The sequence below is a fragment of the Gandjariella thermophila genome, assembly GCF_005405885.1.
GTDB lineage: Bacteria > Actinomycetota > Actinomycetes > Mycobacteriales > Pseudonocardiaceae > Gandjariella > Gandjariella thermophila.
In genome coordinates this window covers 12,608-31,959 of sequence record NZ_BJFL01000045.1, presented here as the reverse complement: position 1 = coordinate 31,959, position 19,352 = coordinate 12,608, and the positions used below count along the sequence as shown (strand labels likewise).

The 19,352-nt window shown below is 73.8% G+C and carries 16 protein-coding genes and 1 pseudogene; 7 read left to right on the top strand and 10 right to left on the bottom strand.

The features are described from left to right. Nucleotides 1-123 (bottom strand): annotated as a pseudogene (locus tag FFT21_RS25480) (IS5/IS1182 family transposase); the annotation flags it as partial. 202 nt (nucleotides 124-325) lie between these two features. Between FFT21_RS25480 and FFT21_RS25475 the strand changes: the two are divergent. After that, the gene (locus tag FFT21_RS25475; protein WP_137816463.1) at nucleotides 326-952 is read left to right on the top strand and encodes a hypothetical protein; all 627 of its coding nucleotides are present in this window, start codon (nucleotides 326-328) and stop codon (nucleotides 950-952) included. A 14-nt stretch (nucleotides 953-966) separates the two neighbouring features. Here the strand turns inward: FFT21_RS25475 and FFT21_RS25470 are convergent, their stop codons facing one another. From FFT21_RS25470 to FFT21_RS25430, 9 genes are all read right to left on the bottom strand, one after another. Then, the gene (locus FFT21_RS25470) at nucleotides 967-1,944 is read right to left on the bottom strand and encodes a DUF6177 family protein (RefSeq protein ID WP_137816462.1); all 978 of its coding nucleotides are present in this window, start codon (nucleotides 1,942-1,944) and stop codon (nucleotides 967-969) included. Continuing rightward, nucleotides 1,929-2,279, bottom strand: a complete 351-nt coding sequence (locus tag FFT21_RS25465; protein WP_137816461.1) for a hypothetical protein — start codon at nucleotides 2,277-2,279, stop codon at nucleotides 1,929-1,931. The genes FFT21_RS25470 and FFT21_RS25465 overlap by 16 nt, the downstream gene beginning before the upstream one ends. Nucleotides 2,280-2,370: 91 nt before the next feature. Then, the gene (gene eccCa, locus FFT21_RS25460) at nucleotides 2,371-6,354 is read right to left on the bottom strand and encodes a type VII secretion protein EccCa (RefSeq protein ID WP_137816460.1); all 3,984 of its coding nucleotides are present in this window, start codon (nucleotides 6,352-6,354) and stop codon (nucleotides 2,371-2,373) included. Nucleotides 6,355-6,412: 58 nt separating this feature from the next. After that, a complete protein-coding gene (locus FFT21_RS25455) occupies nucleotides 6,413-7,507 on the bottom strand; it encodes a nucleotide-binding protein (protein WP_225978754.1) in 1,095 nt (364 codons plus the stop codon). 12 nt (nucleotides 7,508-7,519) lie between these two features. Beyond that, on the bottom strand, nucleotides 7,520-8,854 hold the full coding sequence (eccD, locus tag FFT21_RS25450; protein ID WP_225978753.1) for a type VII secretion integral membrane protein EccD: 1,335 nt from the start codon (nucleotides 8,852-8,854) through the stop codon (nucleotides 7,520-7,522). Then, entirely contained in the window at nucleotides 8,851-9,102 is a 252-nt protein-coding gene (locus FFT21_RS25445) for a hypothetical protein (RefSeq protein ID WP_137816459.1), read from the bottom strand. Before FFT21_RS25445 ends, eccD begins: the two co-directional genes overlap by 4 nt. 500 nt (nucleotides 9,103-9,602) lie before the next feature. After that, nucleotides 9,603-10,772, bottom strand: coding sequence for a UDP-N-acetylglucosamine 2-epimerase (gene neuC, locus FFT21_RS25440; protein WP_137816458.1), 1,170 nt, complete (start codon nucleotides 10,770-10,772; stop codon nucleotides 9,603-9,605). Beyond that, a complete protein-coding gene (locus FFT21_RS25435; protein ID WP_225978752.1) occupies nucleotides 10,759-11,793 on the bottom strand; it encodes an N-acetylneuraminate synthase family protein in 1,035 nt (344 codons plus the stop codon). The genes neuC and FFT21_RS25435 overlap by 14 nt, the downstream gene beginning before the upstream one ends. Before the next feature lie 84 nt (nucleotides 11,794-11,877). Then, a complete protein-coding gene (locus tag FFT21_RS25430; protein WP_137816457.1) occupies nucleotides 11,878-12,492 on the bottom strand; it encodes a TetR/AcrR family transcriptional regulator in 615 nt (204 codons plus the stop codon). A 125-nt stretch (nucleotides 12,493-12,617) separates the two neighbouring features. On the opposite strand from FFT21_RS25430, the gene FFT21_RS25425 reads away from it, so the two are divergent. The 6 genes from FFT21_RS25425 to lgt all read left to right on the top strand — a co-directional run bounded on the left by FFT21_RS25425 (nucleotide 12,618) and on the right by lgt (nucleotide 19,319). Further along, on the top strand, nucleotides 12,618-14,180 hold the full coding sequence (locus tag FFT21_RS25425) for an anthranilate synthase component I (RefSeq protein ID WP_192909740.1): 1,563 nt from the start codon (nucleotides 12,618-12,620) through the stop codon (nucleotides 14,178-14,180). Beyond that, complete coding sequence (locus tag FFT21_RS25420; RefSeq protein WP_137816456.1) at nucleotides 14,173-14,775, top strand: Trp biosynthesis-associated membrane protein; 603 nt, start codon at nucleotides 14,173-14,175, stop codon at nucleotides 14,773-14,775. Before FFT21_RS25425 ends, FFT21_RS25420 begins: the two co-directional genes overlap by 8 nt. A 266-nt stretch (nucleotides 14,776-15,041) precedes the next feature. Next, entirely contained in the window at nucleotides 15,042-15,851 is an 810-nt protein-coding gene (trpC, locus tag FFT21_RS25415; RefSeq protein WP_137816455.1) for an indole-3-glycerol phosphate synthase TrpC, read from the top strand. Between the two features lie 55 nt (nucleotides 15,852-15,906). Further along, nucleotides 15,907-17,181 carry a tryptophan synthase subunit beta gene (trpB, locus tag FFT21_RS25410; RefSeq protein ID WP_137816454.1) on the top strand — a complete coding sequence of 425 codons (1,275 nt, stop codon included), beginning with the start codon at nucleotides 15,907-15,909 and terminating at the stop codon, nucleotides 17,179-17,181. Nucleotides 17,182-17,247: 66 nt separating this feature from the next. Beyond that, complete coding sequence (gene trpA / locus FFT21_RS25405; RefSeq protein WP_137816453.1) at nucleotides 17,248-18,042, top strand: tryptophan synthase subunit alpha; 795 nt, start codon at nucleotides 17,248-17,250, stop codon at nucleotides 18,040-18,042. Between the two features lie 152 nt (nucleotides 18,043-18,194). Then, on the top strand, nucleotides 18,195-19,319 hold the full coding sequence (lgt, locus tag FFT21_RS25400; RefSeq protein ID WP_371856862.1) for a prolipoprotein diacylglyceryl transferase: 1,125 nt from the start codon (nucleotides 18,195-18,197) through the stop codon (nucleotides 19,317-19,319). Nucleotides 19,320-19,352 lie beyond the last annotated feature (33 nt).

Genomic DNA, 19,352 nt, shown 5'->3' with positions numbered 1-19,352 from the left:
CGCACGGGGGTCTGCGCGCGAGCGTCCACCACCCTGCGGACGCGCCTTCGCTGGTGGGATGAGCGGCTCCACCAACGCCCAGAGTTCGTCGGGCACCAACCGTTCCGACAACGAGTCGATCACGGCGCGAGATCATCGCAGCCTACCCAGCAACATCCAAACGAGACACGCTCTATAGTCACCCCGACCATGGTGGGGACGGGACCTGGACATACGAAGGTAAGAAGAAGGGCAAGCACATCCGGGTCGTTGTTGACGGGAAGGGCAATGTCATTTCGGTCCACGAGTCCTGACATGGTCGGGCTGACCGGCACGGGGGGCACCGATGACGAAAACGTATGAATCCGCGGCCATCCTGCTGCTCCGCAGGCTCGCCGGTCGACTCGCCGACAGCACGCTGGAGTCGCTGTGGTCCTACCTGGGGGCTGGCGAACTCGTCATGCTCGAGGACACCCTGTTCGGCGCCCTCGAACTGGAAGACGTGGCCCTCACCCAGGATGAGGTGCGGACCCTTCGGGACATGCTCGATGACCCGAACGACGCCCGATTGAACGACGTCACGGTGCTTTCCACCGAACAGCCCGAACAGAGGTATCGCTTCACCGCCGGCACCGAGAACGGCGCGAACGAGGCGGCCGTGACTGAGACCGACCGGGTGGTAATCGGCGAGGTGTCGAAGCTGCCCAGCGTGCGCCGCGTCCTGCGGGCCAGGCGCCACCCGGCCGGGTCTGGCCCCGCCGGCCAGGGAACCTGGGTCTATCTCGTCCAGGTCGCGGCCGGTACCTACGTGCCGCACGTGCTGCCCGGTATCAGCTCGGCGCTGCTCCTGAGCGACGCCGGTACCTATCCGGTGGAGGTGGTCGCCGAGGGCGAGGAGTTGCCGCCGTACCAGTCAGCGGCGCTCACCACGGGCCGGCAGATCTGGCCGCCCGATCCCGGCGAGCGACCGTAGCGCCGGACCCGCCGTTACGCCGGCTGGTCCGGCATGCCGAAGTGGTTCAGGACGGTGGCGAGGTTCTCGTAGGGGCTGCCGGGTCCACCGTCGAGGCGGGCCCAGCAGGCTTGCCGGGGTCCGGTGCCCAGCAGCCGCACTCGCTCCACCGGTGCGCGCATCGCGTGGTCGGCGCCGCGCTCGGCGACCTGGCCGTGGCCGACGAGTATGGCGTAGGGCAGCGCCGGCAGGGTGGGTGCGTTGGCGCGCAGGCCGTGTAGCCGGCCGGGATGCGCTGCGACGATCATCAGCCGAGCCGTGCCGACGATCTCGGCGGCGAGGGCGTCCACGCTGTCCTGGCTGACCGCGCCCGCGGGCGGGCCGGAGAGCCGCACGCGTTCCAGCATGCCGGTGTCCACCCGCTCGACGGCGAGCTGGCCGACCACGCCGGACCCGACCACGACGAGCTGGGCCGGGTTCGGGGCACCGTCCCGGCAGTACGCGGTGATCTCCCGCGCCGACCACGGCTGGGTGGCCGGCTCCGCGACACCCCATCCGGTGGGCGGATCGCCGGTCAGGGCGCGTAGTGCGGCCTCGGCCGCGGCGCCGAGTTCCAGCGACTCGCTGGCCGGGTGCAGCGTGGTGATGTGCACCTCCAGGTCCCCGGACCCGGGTGGTGGATCGACCGGGTCCGGGGTCGGGGCCTGGACGTCGGCGACGAACCGGGCGCCGTTCCACCGCATCACGAACCCGGCCAGCCCGTCCCGGAAGCGTTCCGGGCCGTCCCGGACCACCCACTCCGCGCCGGTGTCGCGGAGCATCAGCTCCAGCGGGAAGGTGATCCTGCTGTGTGCGGGGGTGAGCACCTGGAGCACCCGCTCGGCGCGGCCGGCCGCGACGGCCGCGTCCGCGAGCCACGTGGACAGCGGCACGACGCTGCGGTCTTGCTCGACGATGACCGCCTCGGCGGTGACCCGGTCGGCCGCGGGGTGCCAGGTCATCGGTTCGACCACGACATGCCTCCCGTTCTCGCGAGGAGCGCCCGGGTGAAGCGCCGGGCCACGGCCTCGGCCTCCGGGTCGTGGCCCGGCGCGCGGCTTTCCACCCACCACACCGGGTGCGGCACCTCGGCGTCAATGCCGAGCAGCCGCCGCGCCTCCCCGGGAACCTGCACCAGCCGCGCTCCCTCGGTGGTCACCAGCAGCCGCCCGTCGTCGTGGTAGAGCTGCACGAGATCGGCGTGCTCGACGGTGTTCACCCGCAGCTCGGGGCCGGCGGCGAGCATGGCCGAGATGGTGGCCTCCGGGCCGGGTTGCTCCCGGCACAGCGCGACGATGTCGAAGGTCACGACGCCCTCCTTACCGCGAGTTCGCGCGGCCGCGATCGCGTCGCCAGGCGCGCGCCGTGGTCACGTTGGCCGCCGCGGCATAACGCACGCATCAGGGAGCCTCCTTCGCGGGAACCGAGTCGGGCTGCGACGCCAGGTGGGCGATCTGCACGGTGCGGGCAGGCTCACCGGGCCGGACGTACTGGGCGCGGCCGGTCGGCATGGTCAGCGGCCGGACGCCGGCGAAGAGCTGCCCCTCGGTGCGATCACCGGACATCAGCAGGCCCAGGCACCCGGATTCGCGCACCGCGAGGGTGAACGGCTCGTAGAGCCCGCGGGAGGCGCCCATGACGCGGCGGGTCATCAGCACGTGCAGGCCGAGGTCGCCGCCGGCAGGCAGGTAGGGCACGAACTCGGCGAGCGGCTGGGTCGCCGATGCGGACAGCACGTCGTAGTCGTCGATGACCAGCACGATGCGCGGCGACCCAGCGCCACCGGACGGGTCGCGTTTCGCCAGTTCCTGGCAGACCGCGGCGGTGAGCTGCTGGGCGAGTGTCGCGTTGGAGGCGTAGCCGCCCTGGTACGGCTCGGGCACCGCGCCGGCGAGCCCGTGCCGCGGATCGAACACCGCGAACACCAGGTCCTCCGGCCCGTACTGCCGGACCAGCCGGTCGACCAGCAGCCGCAGCAGGCTGGTCTTGCCGGTGCCGGAGTCGCCGAGTGCCAGCAGGTGCTGGTCCCGGCCGAAGAGATCGAGCACGGCGGGGGAGAAGTCGCTCTCGAACAGTCCGAAGGGGACGGTTCCGGCGGTGCCGGTGGCCAGTTCGTCCGCGGACAGCAGCGCGGGCAGCACCCGCACCGGGGGCGGCAGCGGACCGGTCCACGCGCCGCGGACCAGGGTGGCGGCCTCCGCCAGCCCGGAGCTGGCCGGGTCGGGCAGCGAGTCCAACCGAGGCAGCGCCACCTGCGCGTACAGCTTGTCCGTGGTCAGCGCCCGTCCGGGGGTGTCGGTGGGCACTCCGCGGGCCAGCTTGCCGTCGATGCTGGATTCGCCGGGCTCGGTCATCCGCAGCTCGATCCGCTGGGCGAAGGCGACCTGCTGCGCGGCGCGCACCTCGTTCCACCGCCGCGCGGTGGCGGCCACGTGGACGCCGTACCGGCCGCCGCGCGCGATCAGGTCGTGGACCTTCGTCTCCAGGCTTTCGAACTCGGCGAAGAGTTGGCCGTAGCCGTCGATCAGGAACACCACCTCGGTGCAGGCAAGTTCCGGCAGCTGGCCCGCGGCTCGGGCGGCGCGCAGGTCCTCGGCGGTGTCCAACTGGTGCCGGGCGAACAGCCGCTCCCGCTCGGCGAGCATGCCGTGCACCTCGTCGATGGTGCGCCGGATCCGTTCCCGCTCGTCCCGGCTGGCGATGCCGCCAACGTGCGGCAGCCCGGACAGCCCGCGCAGCCCGCTGCCGAGCAGGTCGACACCGTAGACGCCGACGTCGGTGGGGCTGTGCGTGGTGGCCAGGCTCAGCGCCAGGGTGCGCAGCGCGGTGGTCTTCCCGGTGCCCGGCCCGCCGAGCACCAGCAGGTTGCCGCCGCCCGCGCAGAGGTCGACCAGCCACGGTCCCTGCCACTGCCGGGCGGGGTCGTCCAGCAGCCCGATCGGGAGCCGCAGCCCAGGGGCGTCCGCTCCGGCGGCGCGCAGCCGCACCCCGTGGGAGGTGACGTCGAAGCCACCGGTGGCCTGGTCCAGGGTGATCGCGGCGGGCAGCGGTGGCAGCCAGATCGGCGGGACCCGCTCGCCCGCCGAGGCGATCTGCTCGACCACGGTGGACAGCAGCGTCGGCCCGGTGGTGCGCCTGGTGGCCTGTGGCTCGGCGGAACCGCGGTCCTCGGCCGGGGCGGGTCGGCCGAACCGGGGCATCGGCCGGACCAGGGGGCCCGCCACGGGTGGCGCGGGTTCCGCTTCCTCGGCCGCGCTCGGCAGCGGCCCGGACACGTAGGCGCTCTTGAACTTCTGGTAGAGGCTCACGTCGACCTTGAGGTAGCCGTTGCCGGGCAGCGAGGGCAGGTGGAACGCGTCCGGCGTATCCAGCACCGTCCTGGATTCCATTTCGGACAGTGTGCGCAGCCCGATCCGGTAGGACAGGTAGGTGTCCAGGCCGCGCATCTTGCCGGCCTCGATGCGCTGGCTCGACAGCAGCAGGTGCACGCCGATGGACCGGCCGATCCGCCCGATGCGCAGGAACAGCTCGACGAAGTCGGGCTTGGCGGTGATCAGCTCCCCGAACTCGTCGATGATCACCATCAGGTGGGGCAGCGGCGGCAGGTGCTCGGGCTCGCCGAGCTCGGCGCGGCGCAGGTGGTACTCGGTGATGTCGGTGAGCTTGCCGGCGTCGGCGAGGAGCTGCTGCCGGCGCTGCACCTCGCCGTCCAGGCTGGTGTACATCCGCTCGACCAGCGACACGTCCGAGGCCAGGTTGGTGATCAGCCCGGCCACCTGCGGCAGGTCGGCGAACGGCGCGAACGTGGCGCCGCCCTTGTAGTCCACCAGGACCATGGCGAGCTGCTCCGGCGGGTGCGTGGTGACCAGGGCCAGCACCAGGGTGCGCAGCAGTTCGCTCTTGCCGGACCCGGTCGCGCCGACGCACAGGCCGTGCGGCCCCATGCCGAGTTGCGCCGACTCCTTGAGGTCCAGCAGCGCGGGCCGGCCGGCCGCGTCCACCCCGAGCGGCACCCGCAGGAAATCCCGCTCGCCGCGGGGCCGCCACAGGCGGTCCAGGTCCAGCCGGGTCGGGTCACTCAGCCCGAGCAGCGCGGTGAAGTCGGCGGGCGGGGTGCCCGTCCCGTCGTCGTAGGAGTCCGGGGACAGCCGCAGCGGCGCCAGCCTCCGGGCCAGGCCCTCGGCGAGCGCGCTGGGCAGGTCGTCCATCGTGCCGTGCAGCTCCGCCGGGGACGCGGCAGTGGTCTCCTCGACGGTGACCGCGGTGCCGTCCACGGTGATCCGGCTGGAGATCTCGCTCGGCTCGTGCAGCCGGTCGGCGAGCAGGTGCACCACCGTGATCCCGAGGCTCGGCAGGTCAGTGGCCTGGTCCGGCACCGGGAGGAGCCGGGCCACCTGCCCGTGCGCGTCGTCGATCACCAGCAGCCGTCGCCGCACCCTGGCGTCCTCGGTTCCGCCGCCGTGCCGGTAGGACTTGGCGGCTGCGGTGGCCCGCTCGGTGAGGTCGCTGGCGAGCAGCGCGGCCAGCGTCTGCGGGTCGGGCACCAGCAGCGGGGTCGGCCCGTCCGGGCCGACCGAGGCGCGGTCGAGCAGGTGTGGCAGCCACCGCACCCACGCCCAGTCCGTCTCTCGCTCCGGCGGCGCGACCACCGCGAGGCTCACGTCGTCCGGCGCGTGGAACGCGGTGACCTGCGCGATGATCGTGCGGGCGACGCCGAGCACGGCGGCCCGGTCGGCGCCGATCACGCTGACGTCGCCGGCCCGGTCCAGGCGGGCGCGCAGCGGCAGCCCCGGGGTGCGGCCGAACCGGCGGAGCAGCGAGCGCGCCTCCTGCCGCATGAAGGGGTCGGTGGGGTTGGTCAGCGTCCCCTCGTCACGGAGCTGTATCTCCCGGATCGGCAGCGCGCCCGCACCGATCCGTACCCGGAGGAAGTCGGCGTCCGCGCGGCGCCGCTCCCACAGCCGAGCCGGGTCGCCGATCACGTCCAGCAGGTGGCCGGCGGGCGGGTCGCGGTGTGCCGCGCGGCGGCGGAAGTCACGCTCGTGGTCCCGCAGTTGCTCGCGCAGGTCCTCCAGGTAGTCCATGTACCGTTCACGCTGCGCCCGCCGCTTGCGGGTGGCCTGCCCGCGCTGGGTGAAGTAGAACAGCACGGCCGCGAACAGCGACACGACCATGATCACCGCGCCGAGCATGACGAAGCCCGAGCCACGCAGGAACATCATCATGCTCATCGCGGCGGCCGATCCGGCCAGCGGGATCATGCTCTGCACCCCGCTGGCCGTTCTGGCCTCGGGCAGCACCGGCGGCGGGTTCATCACCAGCGGCTGCTCGGCGGTCAGCGGCCGCACCGTGCGGGCCGGCCGGTGCACCACGCGGGTCGTCATGCGCTCCCCTCCGCGGGTTCGCGCGCGACCGCGATCGACAAACCCATCAGGGAACCTCCTAGAGCTGCCGGGCGCGGGCCAGGGCGTGCGCCGCCAGCCGGGTGGTCTCGACCAGCGTCGCCTCGCCGATCCGGGACGGGACGATCGGGGCGCCGCCGGCGACGTGCCGGTCGTACGGCAGGACCACCACTGGCACGTCGAGCCGGTGGAAGGCGTCCAGCGCGGTCCGTTCCCGCAGCGCGGCCCGCCCGTCGGCACTGGTCGTGTTGAGCGCCACCACGACACGGGTGAGCGCGGCCGGCTGGCCGGCGCCCACCCTGGCCAGCGCGCCGTAGGTGCTGCGCACCCCGTCCGGCGTGGCAGGGCACACCACCACCACGGCGTGCGCCTCGCCCAGCACCTCCACCGTGGCTGGGGCGTCCATGCCCCCGCCGCAGTCGGTGACGCACACGGCGAACAGTCGGGACAGCGCCCGGGTCACGTCCCGGGCCAGACCCGGCCGGCCGGCCGTGCCGCCGGGCAGCACCCACAGGCCGGTGCCGGTGCGCGTCAGCAGCTGGTCCAACCCGTGCAGGTCACCGCCGCGGGCGGCGAGCAGTTGGGGCGCGAGCTGGGCCAGCGTCGGATGCTGGGTCAGCCCCAGCCGCCAGGGCAGCGACCCGCCGTCCGGGTCGGCGTCCGCGGCCAGCACGGGTTCCGCGCGGCGCGCCGCGTACACCGAGCCCAGCAGCGCCGCGACCGCGGACTTGCCGGAGCCGCCGCGCACCGAGGTCACCGCGATCCGCCGGCCGGTGGTCACCGGGATCTGCGCGGCCGCGGTCAGCTCGGCGAGTTCGCGGGCGGGCGCGTTGCTGGACAGCGCCCGGCTCGCGGTCCGCCACAGTTTGCGCAGCACGGAGTCGCCGGGCGCCACGCGGCCGACGAAGGCCGTGGGCACGGGCGGGCCGGACGGGGCTGCCCCGGGTGGTGCCGGCAGCGCCGGAAAGGGCTGCGACGGCCGGGCCGGACCCGGGTAGCCGTGCGGCGGGCGCGGCGGTCGCGGCTGGGTGCCGGCGTAGCCCGGATGCGGCTGGGCCGAGGCGCCCGGCCACGGCGCGCCGGGCGCCGGAGCCGGTGGTGGCCAGTTCCGGTCCGGTGTGGGTGGAGTGGACATCTGCTCCCCGGATCAGAACGTGTCGAGCAGCCGGGAGTACACGCCGAACACGCCGACGGCGACCGGTACCAGGGCGACGACGGCCAAGCCCTCCAGGCGGTCGGCGAACTGCCGTGCCCGGGCCCGGACGTGTGACTCCGGCTGGTAGCCGAGCACCACCAGGCCCACCGCGGCGATGCCGGCCGCGGCGGCGACGCCGCCCCACCGCTGCGCCGGTGCGGCCACCACCCAGCGGCCGATCAGCCCGGTCGCCACCACGAAAGACGCGGCGACCAGCCCCACGACCTCGACGGTGAGCGGGAACGCCCGCAGCCGCAGCAGCACCGCGATCCCGAGCAGGCAGGCGAGGGCGACCGTCCAGCCGGTCGCGGCCCAGGCGAGCACCCAGCCGGCGAGCGCCCCGGACGCCGCCGTGGCCACGCAGGCCAGCGCGAGACCGCGGTGCGCGGCGTCCACAGCGGACTCCGCCGCGCGCCGGGTGACCGGAGCCTCGCCGCTCTGCCGGTCGTCCAGCCGGGTCAGCCCGGAGGCCAGCATGGCGACCCGGGGTAGCACGCCGAGCGCGGCCACCGTCACCAGCGCCATCACCGCCGCGGTGCGCGCCAGGGGCAGGCCGAGCGCGAGCATCGCGGCCCACAGGGTGAGCAGGGCGAGCAGGGTGCCGCCACCGAGCAGGCCGGCGCGGTGCTGCCGGGTGGCGACGCCGAGCGTGATTACCGTGACGCCGACGCCGACCGCCCACCACGCCCAGCGCTGCGGCCACGCCGCGGTGAGCGACGGGACGGCGGTCAGCGCCACCGCGGACCCGCCCAGCAACACCGAGATGCCCACCGCGCGTGGGCCCAGCACCGCCAGCGCGGCACCGGCGAGCAGCGCCAGCAGCCCGGCCGCGGCGAGCGCCGCCGGTGGCGCCGTGGCCGCCGCGAGCACCGTGGCCAGGGTGGCCGCCGCGACCACCGCGCCGGTCGCCGTCCATCGCCGCGCGGCCTCGTTCCACCGGCCCCGCCGCCGGGCGAGGTCGTCGGCCACCTCGTCCGAGACGTCGTGCACGATGGCCGCCGGCGGCGCCTCGGTCAGCGGGTCGATGCGCAGCAACGCGCCGTCGGCCACCCCGGCCCTCCGGAGGCTGCTGCCCGGTTCCAGCACCTGCCCGTCGAGCCGGCTCACCTGGTAGCCACGCGGTTCCCCGGCGGGACGGTAGCCGACCATGGCGACCATCTCGGGGAGCAATGTCCCAATCGGCTCCTCGGACGGCAGCACCAGGTCGATGCGGCGGCGCGGGCCGATCAGGGTGACCCGGGTGAGCCGGCCGGTCGTGGCGCTGGGCGGCGGGGTCATGGCGGTCATCGGGTCACCGCCGGCACGGGGAAGGGCGACTGCTGGTGGTTCTGCTGGGCCAACGCGTGCTGCAGGAAGGACCAGCCGACGCAGCCGGCGCAGGCGACGGCCGCGAGCACGACGCTGACGCCGAGACGTTTGACGTTGTCCATGGTCGCGCGTTCCCGGCGGTCCCGACCCCACAGCAGCGACTCGCGCATCCGGTTACGGCGCACCGCAACCGACTCGAGTAACTGGACGTCGTACTCCCGTGCCATCGGCGTGATCCTATCGATCCGGGTGCCCCCGGATGTCGCGTTCGGCCAGGATCCCGGGCGCGGCGGCGCGGTGGGTGACCTGCCGGGTCACCGCGGCCCGGTCAGTCGGTCGACCTGCTGCCGGTCAGCGGCTCCGCGTTTTCTCGGTTAGCCCGTCTGACGTGCGGGATCCCCCCTCGCCGACCAGGGTTACGGGTACCCGGGTAGGTCCAGGTCCGGCCGGTGCCGCGGTACTGCTCGACCGGGATGGGCGCTCGCCCGTCAGGAAGAGCTGGAGGCGCTCGACGTCCACGATGGACATCCGGTGCTGGAGATTCGGTACGGGGACCGGGTACGACGCCGCTCTGCTGGCGCACCCGCTCGGCGATCAGCGGGCGCGTGATCCTCACGGACTTCAAGCCCGCCCGCGGGGCGGGCAGCCTCGCCCAACCACGGTGCACCCGCAGGCGCCCTTCTGGACGAGCCGGGACGGACGATCGCCACGCTCGGCGGCTGACCGTTCAGGCGACCGGCTCGGGGGCGGCCGGAGCGGTCGGCACGTCCAGGGCGCGGTCGACGAAGCTCTTGTACAGCGAGGGCTGCCAGAGCGCCTCACCCTCCAGCAGGGCGACGATCCGCTGCCGCGCGCCGGGCTGGCCGAAGCCGTGGTAGGCCGGTGCCCGGTGCATCCGCCGCGCCTCGGCCACCGCGTCCAGCACGGCACGGCGGTCCGGCGCCACGTCGAGCACGCTGCGCGCGGTGGAGCGGCGTCGCTGCCGGGTGCCCACGTTCACCGAGGGCGTGCCGAGCACGGGGGCCTCCCGCACCCCGGCCGAGGAGTTGCCCAGCATCACCTCGGCGTGCCGCATCAGCGAGACGAAGTACTCGAACCGCATGGACGGCAGGCGCAGGAAGCGCGGCCCGGTCAGCCGGTCGAGCTGCTGCCGGACGGCCACGCAGCCCTCGTCGTTGTTTGGGTCGATGACGACCCAGTTGCCCGCGTCGGCGAGCACCGCGTCCACCACCGCGGCGGCGTTGCGGCCGTTGGCGTCCGGCTCGGTGGTCACCGGGTGCAGCACCAGCACGCCGTAGCGGTCGAACGGGATGTCGTAGCGGGCGAGCACCTCGGCGAGCGTGGGCAGGTCCGGCGAGGTGAGAATGTCGATCTCCGGGCTGCCCACCACGAAGATCCGGTCGGCCTCCTCGCCCATCTGCAGCAGCCGCTGCCGTGCCAGGTCGTTGGCCACCAGGTGCACGTGCGCGTGCTTGGACACGGAGTGCCGGATCGCGTCGTCGACGGTGCCGGAGACCTCGCCGCCCTCGACGTGCACCACCCGCACGTTGGTCAGCGACCCGACCACCGCGCCGGCCAGCGCCTCCACCCGGTCGCCGTGCACCACGATCGCGTCCGGCCGCTCCTCGTGCACCAGCCGGGTGAGCGCCTGCACGGTATTGGCCAGCACCAGCGCCATCGGCTCGCCCTCGACCTGGTTCGGGATCAGGTGCAGCCGGCGCAGCCCGGCCAGCTCGATCTCCCGCACCGTGTAGCCGTACCGGCGGAGCAGGTGCATGCCGGTGACCACGACGCGGGCGGACAGCCGGTCGCTGGCCTGGGCGGCCAGCATGATGTCGCGCAGCTTGCCGAAGTCGGCACGGGTACCGGTGACGAACAGCACCTCACGCGCGGCCAAGGTCCCCCCATCCCACCTGCACGTCCGCGGCGAGCGGGCGCACCGCGCGGCGGCCCAGCACGGCCGGGTACTGCGCCGCCGGGATCTCCCCGGTGCCCGGCCGCTTGACCCAGGTGTTCGCGGCGGTCAGCGACTCGCCCTCGGCGATCGGCGCGGTGGTCACCACGCACGCGTAGGCGAAGTCGATGGTGGGCTGCTCGGCGGGCAGCACGGCCTTGCCGCCACCGCGCGCGGCGTGGACCAACCGGGAGCCCTCCACCAGCCGGCGGAACTCCTCCGGGGTGGACGACACCGGGATGTCCGGCCCCGGCCAGTTGGGGTCGGAGGTGAAGTGCCGCTCCAGTACCGCCGCGCCGAGCGCCACCGCGCCCAGGCACGGGTAGATCGACGTGGTGTGGTCGGACAGGCCGAGCACCGCGTCCGGGAACGCCTCGGCCAGCTCGGCCAGCGCGCCGAGCCGGACCAGTTCCGGCGGGGTGGGGTAGACCGAGGTGCAGTGCAGCAGCGCGAACGGCACGCCGGCGGCACGCAGCGCCGCCACCGCCGGCCGGATGGACGCGACGTCGTTCATGCCGGTGGAGAGGATCACCGGCCTACCGAAGGACGCGATGTGCGCCACCAGCGGGTAGTTGTTGCACTCCCCGGAGCCGATCTTGAACGCGGCGACGCCCAGCTCAGCCAGCCGGTCGGCGGCGGCCCGGGAGAACGGTGTGGACAGGAAGATCATGCCGCGGTCCTCGGCGTGCGCCTTGAGGTCGGCCTCCACCTCGGCGGGCAGCGCGCAGCGTCGCATCATGTCGTAGATCGGCTCGTCGGCGTTGCCGGGTACCACGTCGTTCGGGATCATCTCGTCCGCCACGACGTGCGTCTGGAACTTCACGCACTCCACGCCGGCGTCCGCCGCGTCGTCGATCATGCGGTGTGCTTTGGCCGGGTCGCCCTCGTGGTTGATGCCGATCTCGGCGACGACCAGGGGCGGGGCGTCCGGCCCTACCGGGCGCTCGCCGATGTGGAATGTCAACGCGACCTCCGTGCCCGCGGACGACCAGTAGTTGATCTGATTAGTCGTCAGCCGGCCGGCGAAACCAAGCGACCGAGTGGGTGGTCAGCGGCCCCGATCGGGTGGTAGCCCGAGGTCGCCCGTGAGGTAGCGCTGCAGGTTCGGCCCGATCGCCGCGACCACGGTGTCGACATCCGCCGACGCCAGCGGCTCCAGCCGGACCACGTACCGAATCATGCCCAGGCCCACGATCTGCGACCCGCACAGCGCGGCGCGCAGGTCCGGCTGGTCCACCCGCAGCCGCTCGGCGACCGGGCCGAACAGCACGCTGGTGACGAACTCGCGCAGCATCCTGGCGGCCAGCTCGTGGCTGGACACGCTGCGCACCAGGGCGGCGAAGTGCGCGCCGCCGGTGTCGTCCCACACCGTGACGAAGGTGCGCACGATCCGCTCGGCCACCGTCTCCCGGCTGCCGTCCAGCACCCTGGCCACCACCAGCCCGGGGTCGATGGGCAGTTCCATGGCGGCGGCGAACAGGCCCTCCTTGCCGCCGAACCAGTGGTTCACCATGGCCGGGTCCACCCCGGCGCGCGCCGCGATGGCGCGTACCGTGGATCCGTCGTAGCCCTGCTCGGCGAACACCGCGCCGGCCGCCTCCAGCAGCGCGGCCCGGGTGTCCTCGCCGGCCGGGCGCCGCCCCCGCCGCCGCGCGGCCGTCACGGCATCCTCCGTAGGGTGAGTCGAGGTGGGTTCACCTGGGGCATTTTTTCAGCATTCGTTGAAAAACGTAGCCGCGGGTCCAAGGCCTCGTCAATCGAGGTGACGGCAGAGGGCAGAATGGACACATGATCGGGGTAGATGGCGCGGATCTCGTCGCGGGGATGGGCGTGGCCAGCCCGGCCCGCGAGGAGTTCCGCGCGCTGGCGGCCGACCGCAGGGTCATTCCCGTGGTGCGGCGGCTGCTGGCCGACGGGGAGACGCCGCTGAGCGTGTACCGCAAGTTGGCGGGGGACCGGCCGGGCACGTTCCTGTTCGAGTCCGCGGAGAACGGCCGCTCGTGGTCGCGCTGGTCGTTCGTGGGGGTGGCCAGCCCGGCCGCGCTGACCGTGCGGGACGGCCAGGCGCACTGGACCGGCACGCCGCCGGTGGGCCTGCCCGCCGACGGTGACCCGCTCGCCGCGCTGCGCGAGACGGTCAACCTGCTGCACACCGAGCCGCTGCCCGGTCTGCCGCCGCTGACCGGCGGGATGGTCGGTTACATCGGCTACGACGCGGTGCGCCGGCTGGAACGGCTGCCCGAGCTGGCCACGGACGACCTGCGGCTGCCCGAAATGATCATGCTGCTGGCCACCGACCTGGCCGCGCTGGACCACCACGAGGGCACGATCACGCTCATCGCGAACGCGGTCAACTGGGACGACAGCCCGGAGCGGGTGGACGCCGCCTACGACGACGCGGTGCGCCGGCTGGACGCGATGACCGACCGGCTGTGCACCCCGGCCGCGCCCACCGCCGCGGTGTTCCACCGGCCCGAACCGGTGTTCCACCGGCGCAGGCGGCCGGAGGAGCACCACGCCGCGGTGAACGCCGCCAAGGAGGCGATCCGCGCCGGCGAGGCGTTCCAGGTGGTGCTCTCCCAGCGGTTCGAGATGCCCACCACGGCGGATGCGCTGGACGTGTACCGGGTGCTGCGCACCACCAACCCCAGCCCGTACATGTACCTGCTCCGGCTGGACGGCTTCGACATCGTCGGGTCCAGCCCGGAGGCGCTGGTCACGGTGCGGGACGGCAGGGCGACCACGCACCCCATCGCCGGCACCCGCTGGCGCGGCGCCGACCCGGACGAGGACCTCCGGCTGGAGAAGGATCTGCTCGCCGACGAGAAGGAGCGGGCGGAGCACCTGATGCTCGTCGACCTCGGCCGCAACGACCTCGGCCGGGTGTGCCGGCCCGGTTCGGTGCACGTGGTCGACTTCTTCCGGATCGAGCGGTACAGCCACGTCATGCACATCGTCTCCACGGTCACCGGTGAGCTGGCCGACGGACGCACCGCGTTCGACGCGGTGGCCGCGTGCTTCCCGGCGGGCACCCTGTCCGGCGCGCCCAAGGTGCGCGCCATGGAGCTGATCGAGGAGTTGGAGCCCACCCGGCGCGGCCTGTACGGCGGGGTGGTCGGCTACCTGGACTTCGCCGGCGACGCGGACACCGCGATCGCCATCCGCACCGCGCTGATCCGGGACGGCGTGGCCTACGTGCAGGCCGGCGGCGGCATCGTGGCCGACTCCGACCCGGTGTACGAGGACAACGAGAGCCTGAACAAGGCCAGGGCCGTGCTCAACGCGGTGGCCACCGCGGAGACCATGAGGGTGGCCGGGTCGTCCCCGGCGGGAGCGGTCGCCGGTGCCTGAGCCGCCCGGCGGCCGGCGGCGCGGCGCTCCGGTGCGCCGCCCGCTCTACGCGGTGCTCGTGCTGCTGCTGCTCGCCGCGGCGGCGTTGTGGGGTGCCTCCCGGCTGGCCTGGTCGGTCTCGGTGGAGTTCGGCTCCGGCGATGCCAGCGTGCCGAGGGTGCACACCGGCGCCGACGACGTGCCCGCCCTGGTGCCGGTGGCGCTGCTGGCGCTGGCCGCGATCGCGGCGGTGGCCGCCACCGGCGGCTGGCTGCGCCGGGCGCTGGGCGTGCTGGTGGGGCTCGCCGGGGTGGGGTTGCTGGTGGTGGCGGTGCGCCCGTCGCCGCCTGCCGCGCAGCCCGTCGCCGGCGCCCCGGCACAGCTGGACGCGGTGCGGCACGCGACCGCGCAAATCCCGTGGGCGCACACGCTGACCGGGCTGGGCGGCGCCCTGCTGGTGGCGGCCGGCGTGGTGCTGGTGCGTCACGGGCCCCGCATGCCCCGGATGGGTGGCCGTTACCAGGCCACCACGGCCGCCAAGCGCGCGGCCGACCCGGACAAGGAGCTGTGGGGCGCGCTGGACCAGGGCGACGACCCGACCGTGAACCGCGACTAGAGCGCCGGGAGGCACGCCGCGCCCCCGGGGCGCGAGGCCGAGCAACGGGCGGCGAAGAGTACCGCAACCGACCGCATTCGGCACGGCGAGCCACGTCCGCCGGACGGGTTTCGCCCACCCGGCTGGACCCCGCCACCCTGTGCGGGGACGCCTCCTTGCGCGGGGTTAGCATCCATGCGGCGGGAAGGGGAGCAAGGCGTGAGCGAGCGAACCAAGCACCACCACAGCTTCGTGAGCGCGCCCGACAAGCGTGGCGAGGTGGGTGCGTGAGCGTTCTGGACTCAATACTCGAGGGCGTCAGAGCGGACGTCGCCAGCCGGGAGGCCCAGCTTCCGTTCGACGAGCTCAAGCAGAAGGCCGCCAAGGCGGCTCCGCCGAGGGACGCGCTCGCGGCCCTCAAGGCGCCCGGCATCGGCGTCATCGCCGAGGTCAAGCGGCGCAGCCCGTCCGCGGGGGACCTGGCGGCCATCGATGACCCGGGCGAACTGGCCAGGGCCTACGCCGAGGGCGGGGCCAGGGCGATCAGCGTGCTCACCGAGCAGCGCCGGTTCGGCGGTTCGCTGGCCGACTTCGACGCGGTGCGTGCCGTGGTGGACGTGCCGTTGCTGCGCAAGGACTTCGTGGTCAGCCCGTACCAGGTGCACGAGGCCCGGCTGCACGGCGCCGACCTGGTGCTGCTCATCGTGGCCGCGCTGGAGCAGAACGTGCTGGTGTCCCTGCTCGACCGGGTCGAGTCGCTGGGCATGACCGCGCTGGTCGAGGTGCACACCGCGGAGGAGGCGGACCGGGCCCTGGAGGCCGGCGCGTCGGTCATCGGCATCAACGCGCGCAACCTGCATACCCTGGAAGTGGACCGGGAAGTCTTTGGCAGGATCGCACCCGGGTTGCCGATCGAGGTCCTCAAGATCGCCGAGTCGGGCGTTCGCGGGCCGGCCGACCTGATGGCCTACGCCGGTGCCGGTGCGGACGCGGTCCTGGTCGGTGAGGGGCTGGTGACCAGCGGTGACCCGCGCAGCGCGGTCACCCAGCTGGTGACCGCCGGGTCGCACCCGGCGTGCCCGCGCCCGAGCCGGTAGGCCCGAGGCGGCCCGGGGCACGGCGCCGGGACACGACGAGGAAAGGCTTGAAGCGATGGCTCATGCTGGCCAGCGCGGAACCGCGGCACCACTGCCGCCGACGCGCCACGACCCCGACGAGCGCGGCCACTTCGGCCCGTGGGGCGGCCGGTTCATGCCGGAGGCGCTGATCGCCGCCCTGGACGAGCTGAGCGTCGCCTACGACAAGGCACGGATCGACCCGGACTTCATCAACTCCTTCGACCGGCTGCTGCGCGACTACGCCGGCCGGCCCTCGCTGCTCACCGAGGCGCCGCGGTTCGCCGAGCACGCCGGCGGCGCCCGGATCTTCCTCAAGCGCGAGGACCTCAACCACACCGGGTCACACAAGATCAACAACGTGCTGGGTCAGGCGCTGCTCACCAAGCGGATGGGCAAGCAGCGGGTGATCGCGGAGACCGGCGCCGGCCAGCACGGCGTGGCCACCGCCACGGCCTGCGCGCTGATGGGCCTGGACTGCGTCATCTACATGGGTGAGGTGGACACCCGCAGGCAGGCGCTGAACGTGGCCAGGATGCGGCTGCTGGGCGCCGAGGTGATCCCGGTGAAGACCGGCTCGCGCACCCTCAAGGACGCCATCAACGAGGCGCTGCGGGACTGGGTGACCAACGTGGCCACCACCCACTACCTGCTCGGCACCGCCGCCGGCGCGCACCCGTTCCCGGTGATGGTGCGGGACTTCCACCGGGTCATCGGGATCGAGGCCCGCCGGCAGATGCTGGAGCAGGTGGGCCGGTTGCCGGACGCGGTCGCCGCGTGCGTCGGCGGCGGCTCCAACGCGATCGGCATCTTCCACGGGTTCATCGACGACCCGGACGTCCGGCTGGTCGGCTTCGAACCGGGCGGCGAGGGCGTCGACACCGGGCGGCACGGTGCCACGCTGTCCGCCGGCACCGCCGGTGTGCTGCACGGCGCCCGGTCCTACCTGCTGCAGGACCCCGACGGCCAGATCAGCGAGGCGCACTCGATCTCCGCCGGGCTGGACTACCCCGGCGTCGGCCCGGAGCACTCCTGGCTGAAGGACACCGGGCGGGCCGAGTACCGGGCGATCACCGACGCCGAAGCGATGGACGCGTTCAAGCTGCTGTCCCAGACCGAGGGGATCATCCCGGCGATCGAGTCGGCGCACGCGCTGGCCGGCGCGCTGCGGCTCGGCCACGAACTCGGCGAGGGCTCGGTCATCCTGGTCAACCTCTCCGGCCGCGGCGACAAGGACGTGGACACCGCGGCCAAGTGGTTCGACCTGATCGACCCGGCGGAACACGACTCCCCGGACGGGAGGGACGGATGACCGTGTCGAGCCGCGGCAGCCGAATCGACCACCGCGTGCGACCCGCGAAGAAGAGGGGCTCCTGAGATGTCGTCCCTGGCGACGATGTTCGACGCCTGCCGCGCCGAAGACCGGGCCGCGCTGATCGGCTACCTCCCGGCCGGCTACCCCACCGTCGAGGACGCCAAGCGGCTGCTCGCGGTGCTCCTGGACAGCGGCGGCGACCTCGTCGAGGTGGGCCTGCCGTTCTCGGACCCGGTGATGGACGGCCCGACCATCCAGGCCGCCTCGGACCGGGCGCTGCGCGGCGGTTTCCGGGTGCGGGACCTGTTCACCACGGTCGAGTCGGTGGCCAGGGCCGGCGGCCGCGCGGTGGTGATGACCTACTGGAACCCGGTGCACCACTACGGGGTGGACGCGTTCGCCCGGGACCTGGCGGCCGCCGGCGGGCTCGGCCTGATCACTCCGGACCTGGTGCCGGACGAGGCGGAGGACTGGCTGGCCGCCAGCGAGGCGCACGGCCTGGACCGGATCTTCCTGGTCGCCCCGTCGTCCACCGAGGAACGGATCGCGCTGACCGCCAGGGCCAGCAGCGGCTTCCTCTATGCCACCTCGTTGATGGGCGTCACCGGCGCCCGGGACGTGGTCAGCAACGCCGCGGGCGCGCTGGTGCGCAGGGCCAGGGCGCACACCACGCTGCCGATCGCCGTCGGCCTGGGGGTGCGTTCCGGCGACCACGCCGCCGAGGTCGCCGGTTTCGCCGACGGGGTGATCGTCGGGTCCGCGTTCGTCACCGCCGCGCGGGACGGCGAGGCGGCGGTCCGCGCGCTGGCCGCCGAACTCGCCGCCGGCGTGCGCCGTCCAGCGGCGCAGCCGGCCTGATCTGCGCGACGGTGCCGCACGTCGGGCGACAACGCAGCCGCCCGGACGCGCGGCCGGCCTGACGCACCCGGGCGAAGCCGACCACCTCGCAGTTCACCCGACCCGGCGGGGGTGGCGGCGGGTCGGGCGGTCGGCCGGCTACGGTGGGCCCCGTGAATGCTGCGTCCGGCGCCGTCCTGGCCTATATCCCGAGCCCCGACCGGGGTGTGTGGCACCTGGGTCCGATCCCGCTGCGGGCCTACGCGCTGTGCATCATCGTCGGCATTGTCGTCGCCATCTGGTGGGGTGAGCGGCGGTTCGCCGCCCGAGGCGGGGAACGCGGAACGATCACCGACGTGGCCGTGTTCGCCGTGCCGTTCGGCCTGGTCGGCGGGCGGCTCTACCACGTGGCTACGGACCACGACAAGTACTTCGGCCCGGACAAGAACCCGCTGGACGCGCTCAAGGTGTGGAACGGCGGCCTGGGCATCTGGGGCGCGATCGCGCTCGGCGCGGTGGGCGCGTGGATCGCCTGCCGGCGCAAGGGCATCCCACTGCCCGCGGTCGCCGACGCGGTGGCCCCGGGCATCGTGGTGGCCCAGGCCATCGGCCGGCTGGGCAACTTCTTCAACCAGGAGCTCTACGGCGGGCCGACCACGCTGCCGTGGGGCCTGGAGGTCTTCCGCCGGGTGGACCCGGCGACCGGGCTGGACGACCCGCTGAACGGGGTGGCGATCGACCACACCCCGGTGGCGATCGTGCATCCCACGTTCCTCTACGAGCTGCTGTGGAACCTCGGCGTGGCCGCGCTGGTGGTGTGGGCGGACCGCCGGTTCCGGCTGGGCCACGGCCGGGCATTCGCGCTCTACGTGGCCGGTTACACGGCCGGCCGGTTCTGGATCGAGCTGATGCGCGCGGACGAGGCCACCCACGTGCTCGGCGTGCGGATCAACGTGATCACCTCGGCGGTGGTGTTCCTGGGCGCGGTGGGCTACTTCCTCGCCGCCCGCACCCGCGGCCCGCGGGAGGACCTGGCCGCGCTGCGCGCCGGCCGCGCCGGCATATCCGGGGGCGACGCGGCGGCCGACGTGCCCGAACCGGCCACCGGCGGCACCGGCGAGACGGTCGAGAGCGTCGAGACAGCCGGGGACGCGGAGAAGGCCATCCACGACGAGGCGGCGGCCGGCGAGCGGCGGGAGGACGTCGAGCACGCCGGGGCCAGGGCGGAAACCGCACATGGCGGCGAGTCCACCGACGCGGAGAGCGCCGCCGAGGGCGGGTCCACCGCCGAGCGCTGACCCGCCGCCGCGGGCCGCGCCTACCATCGTTGG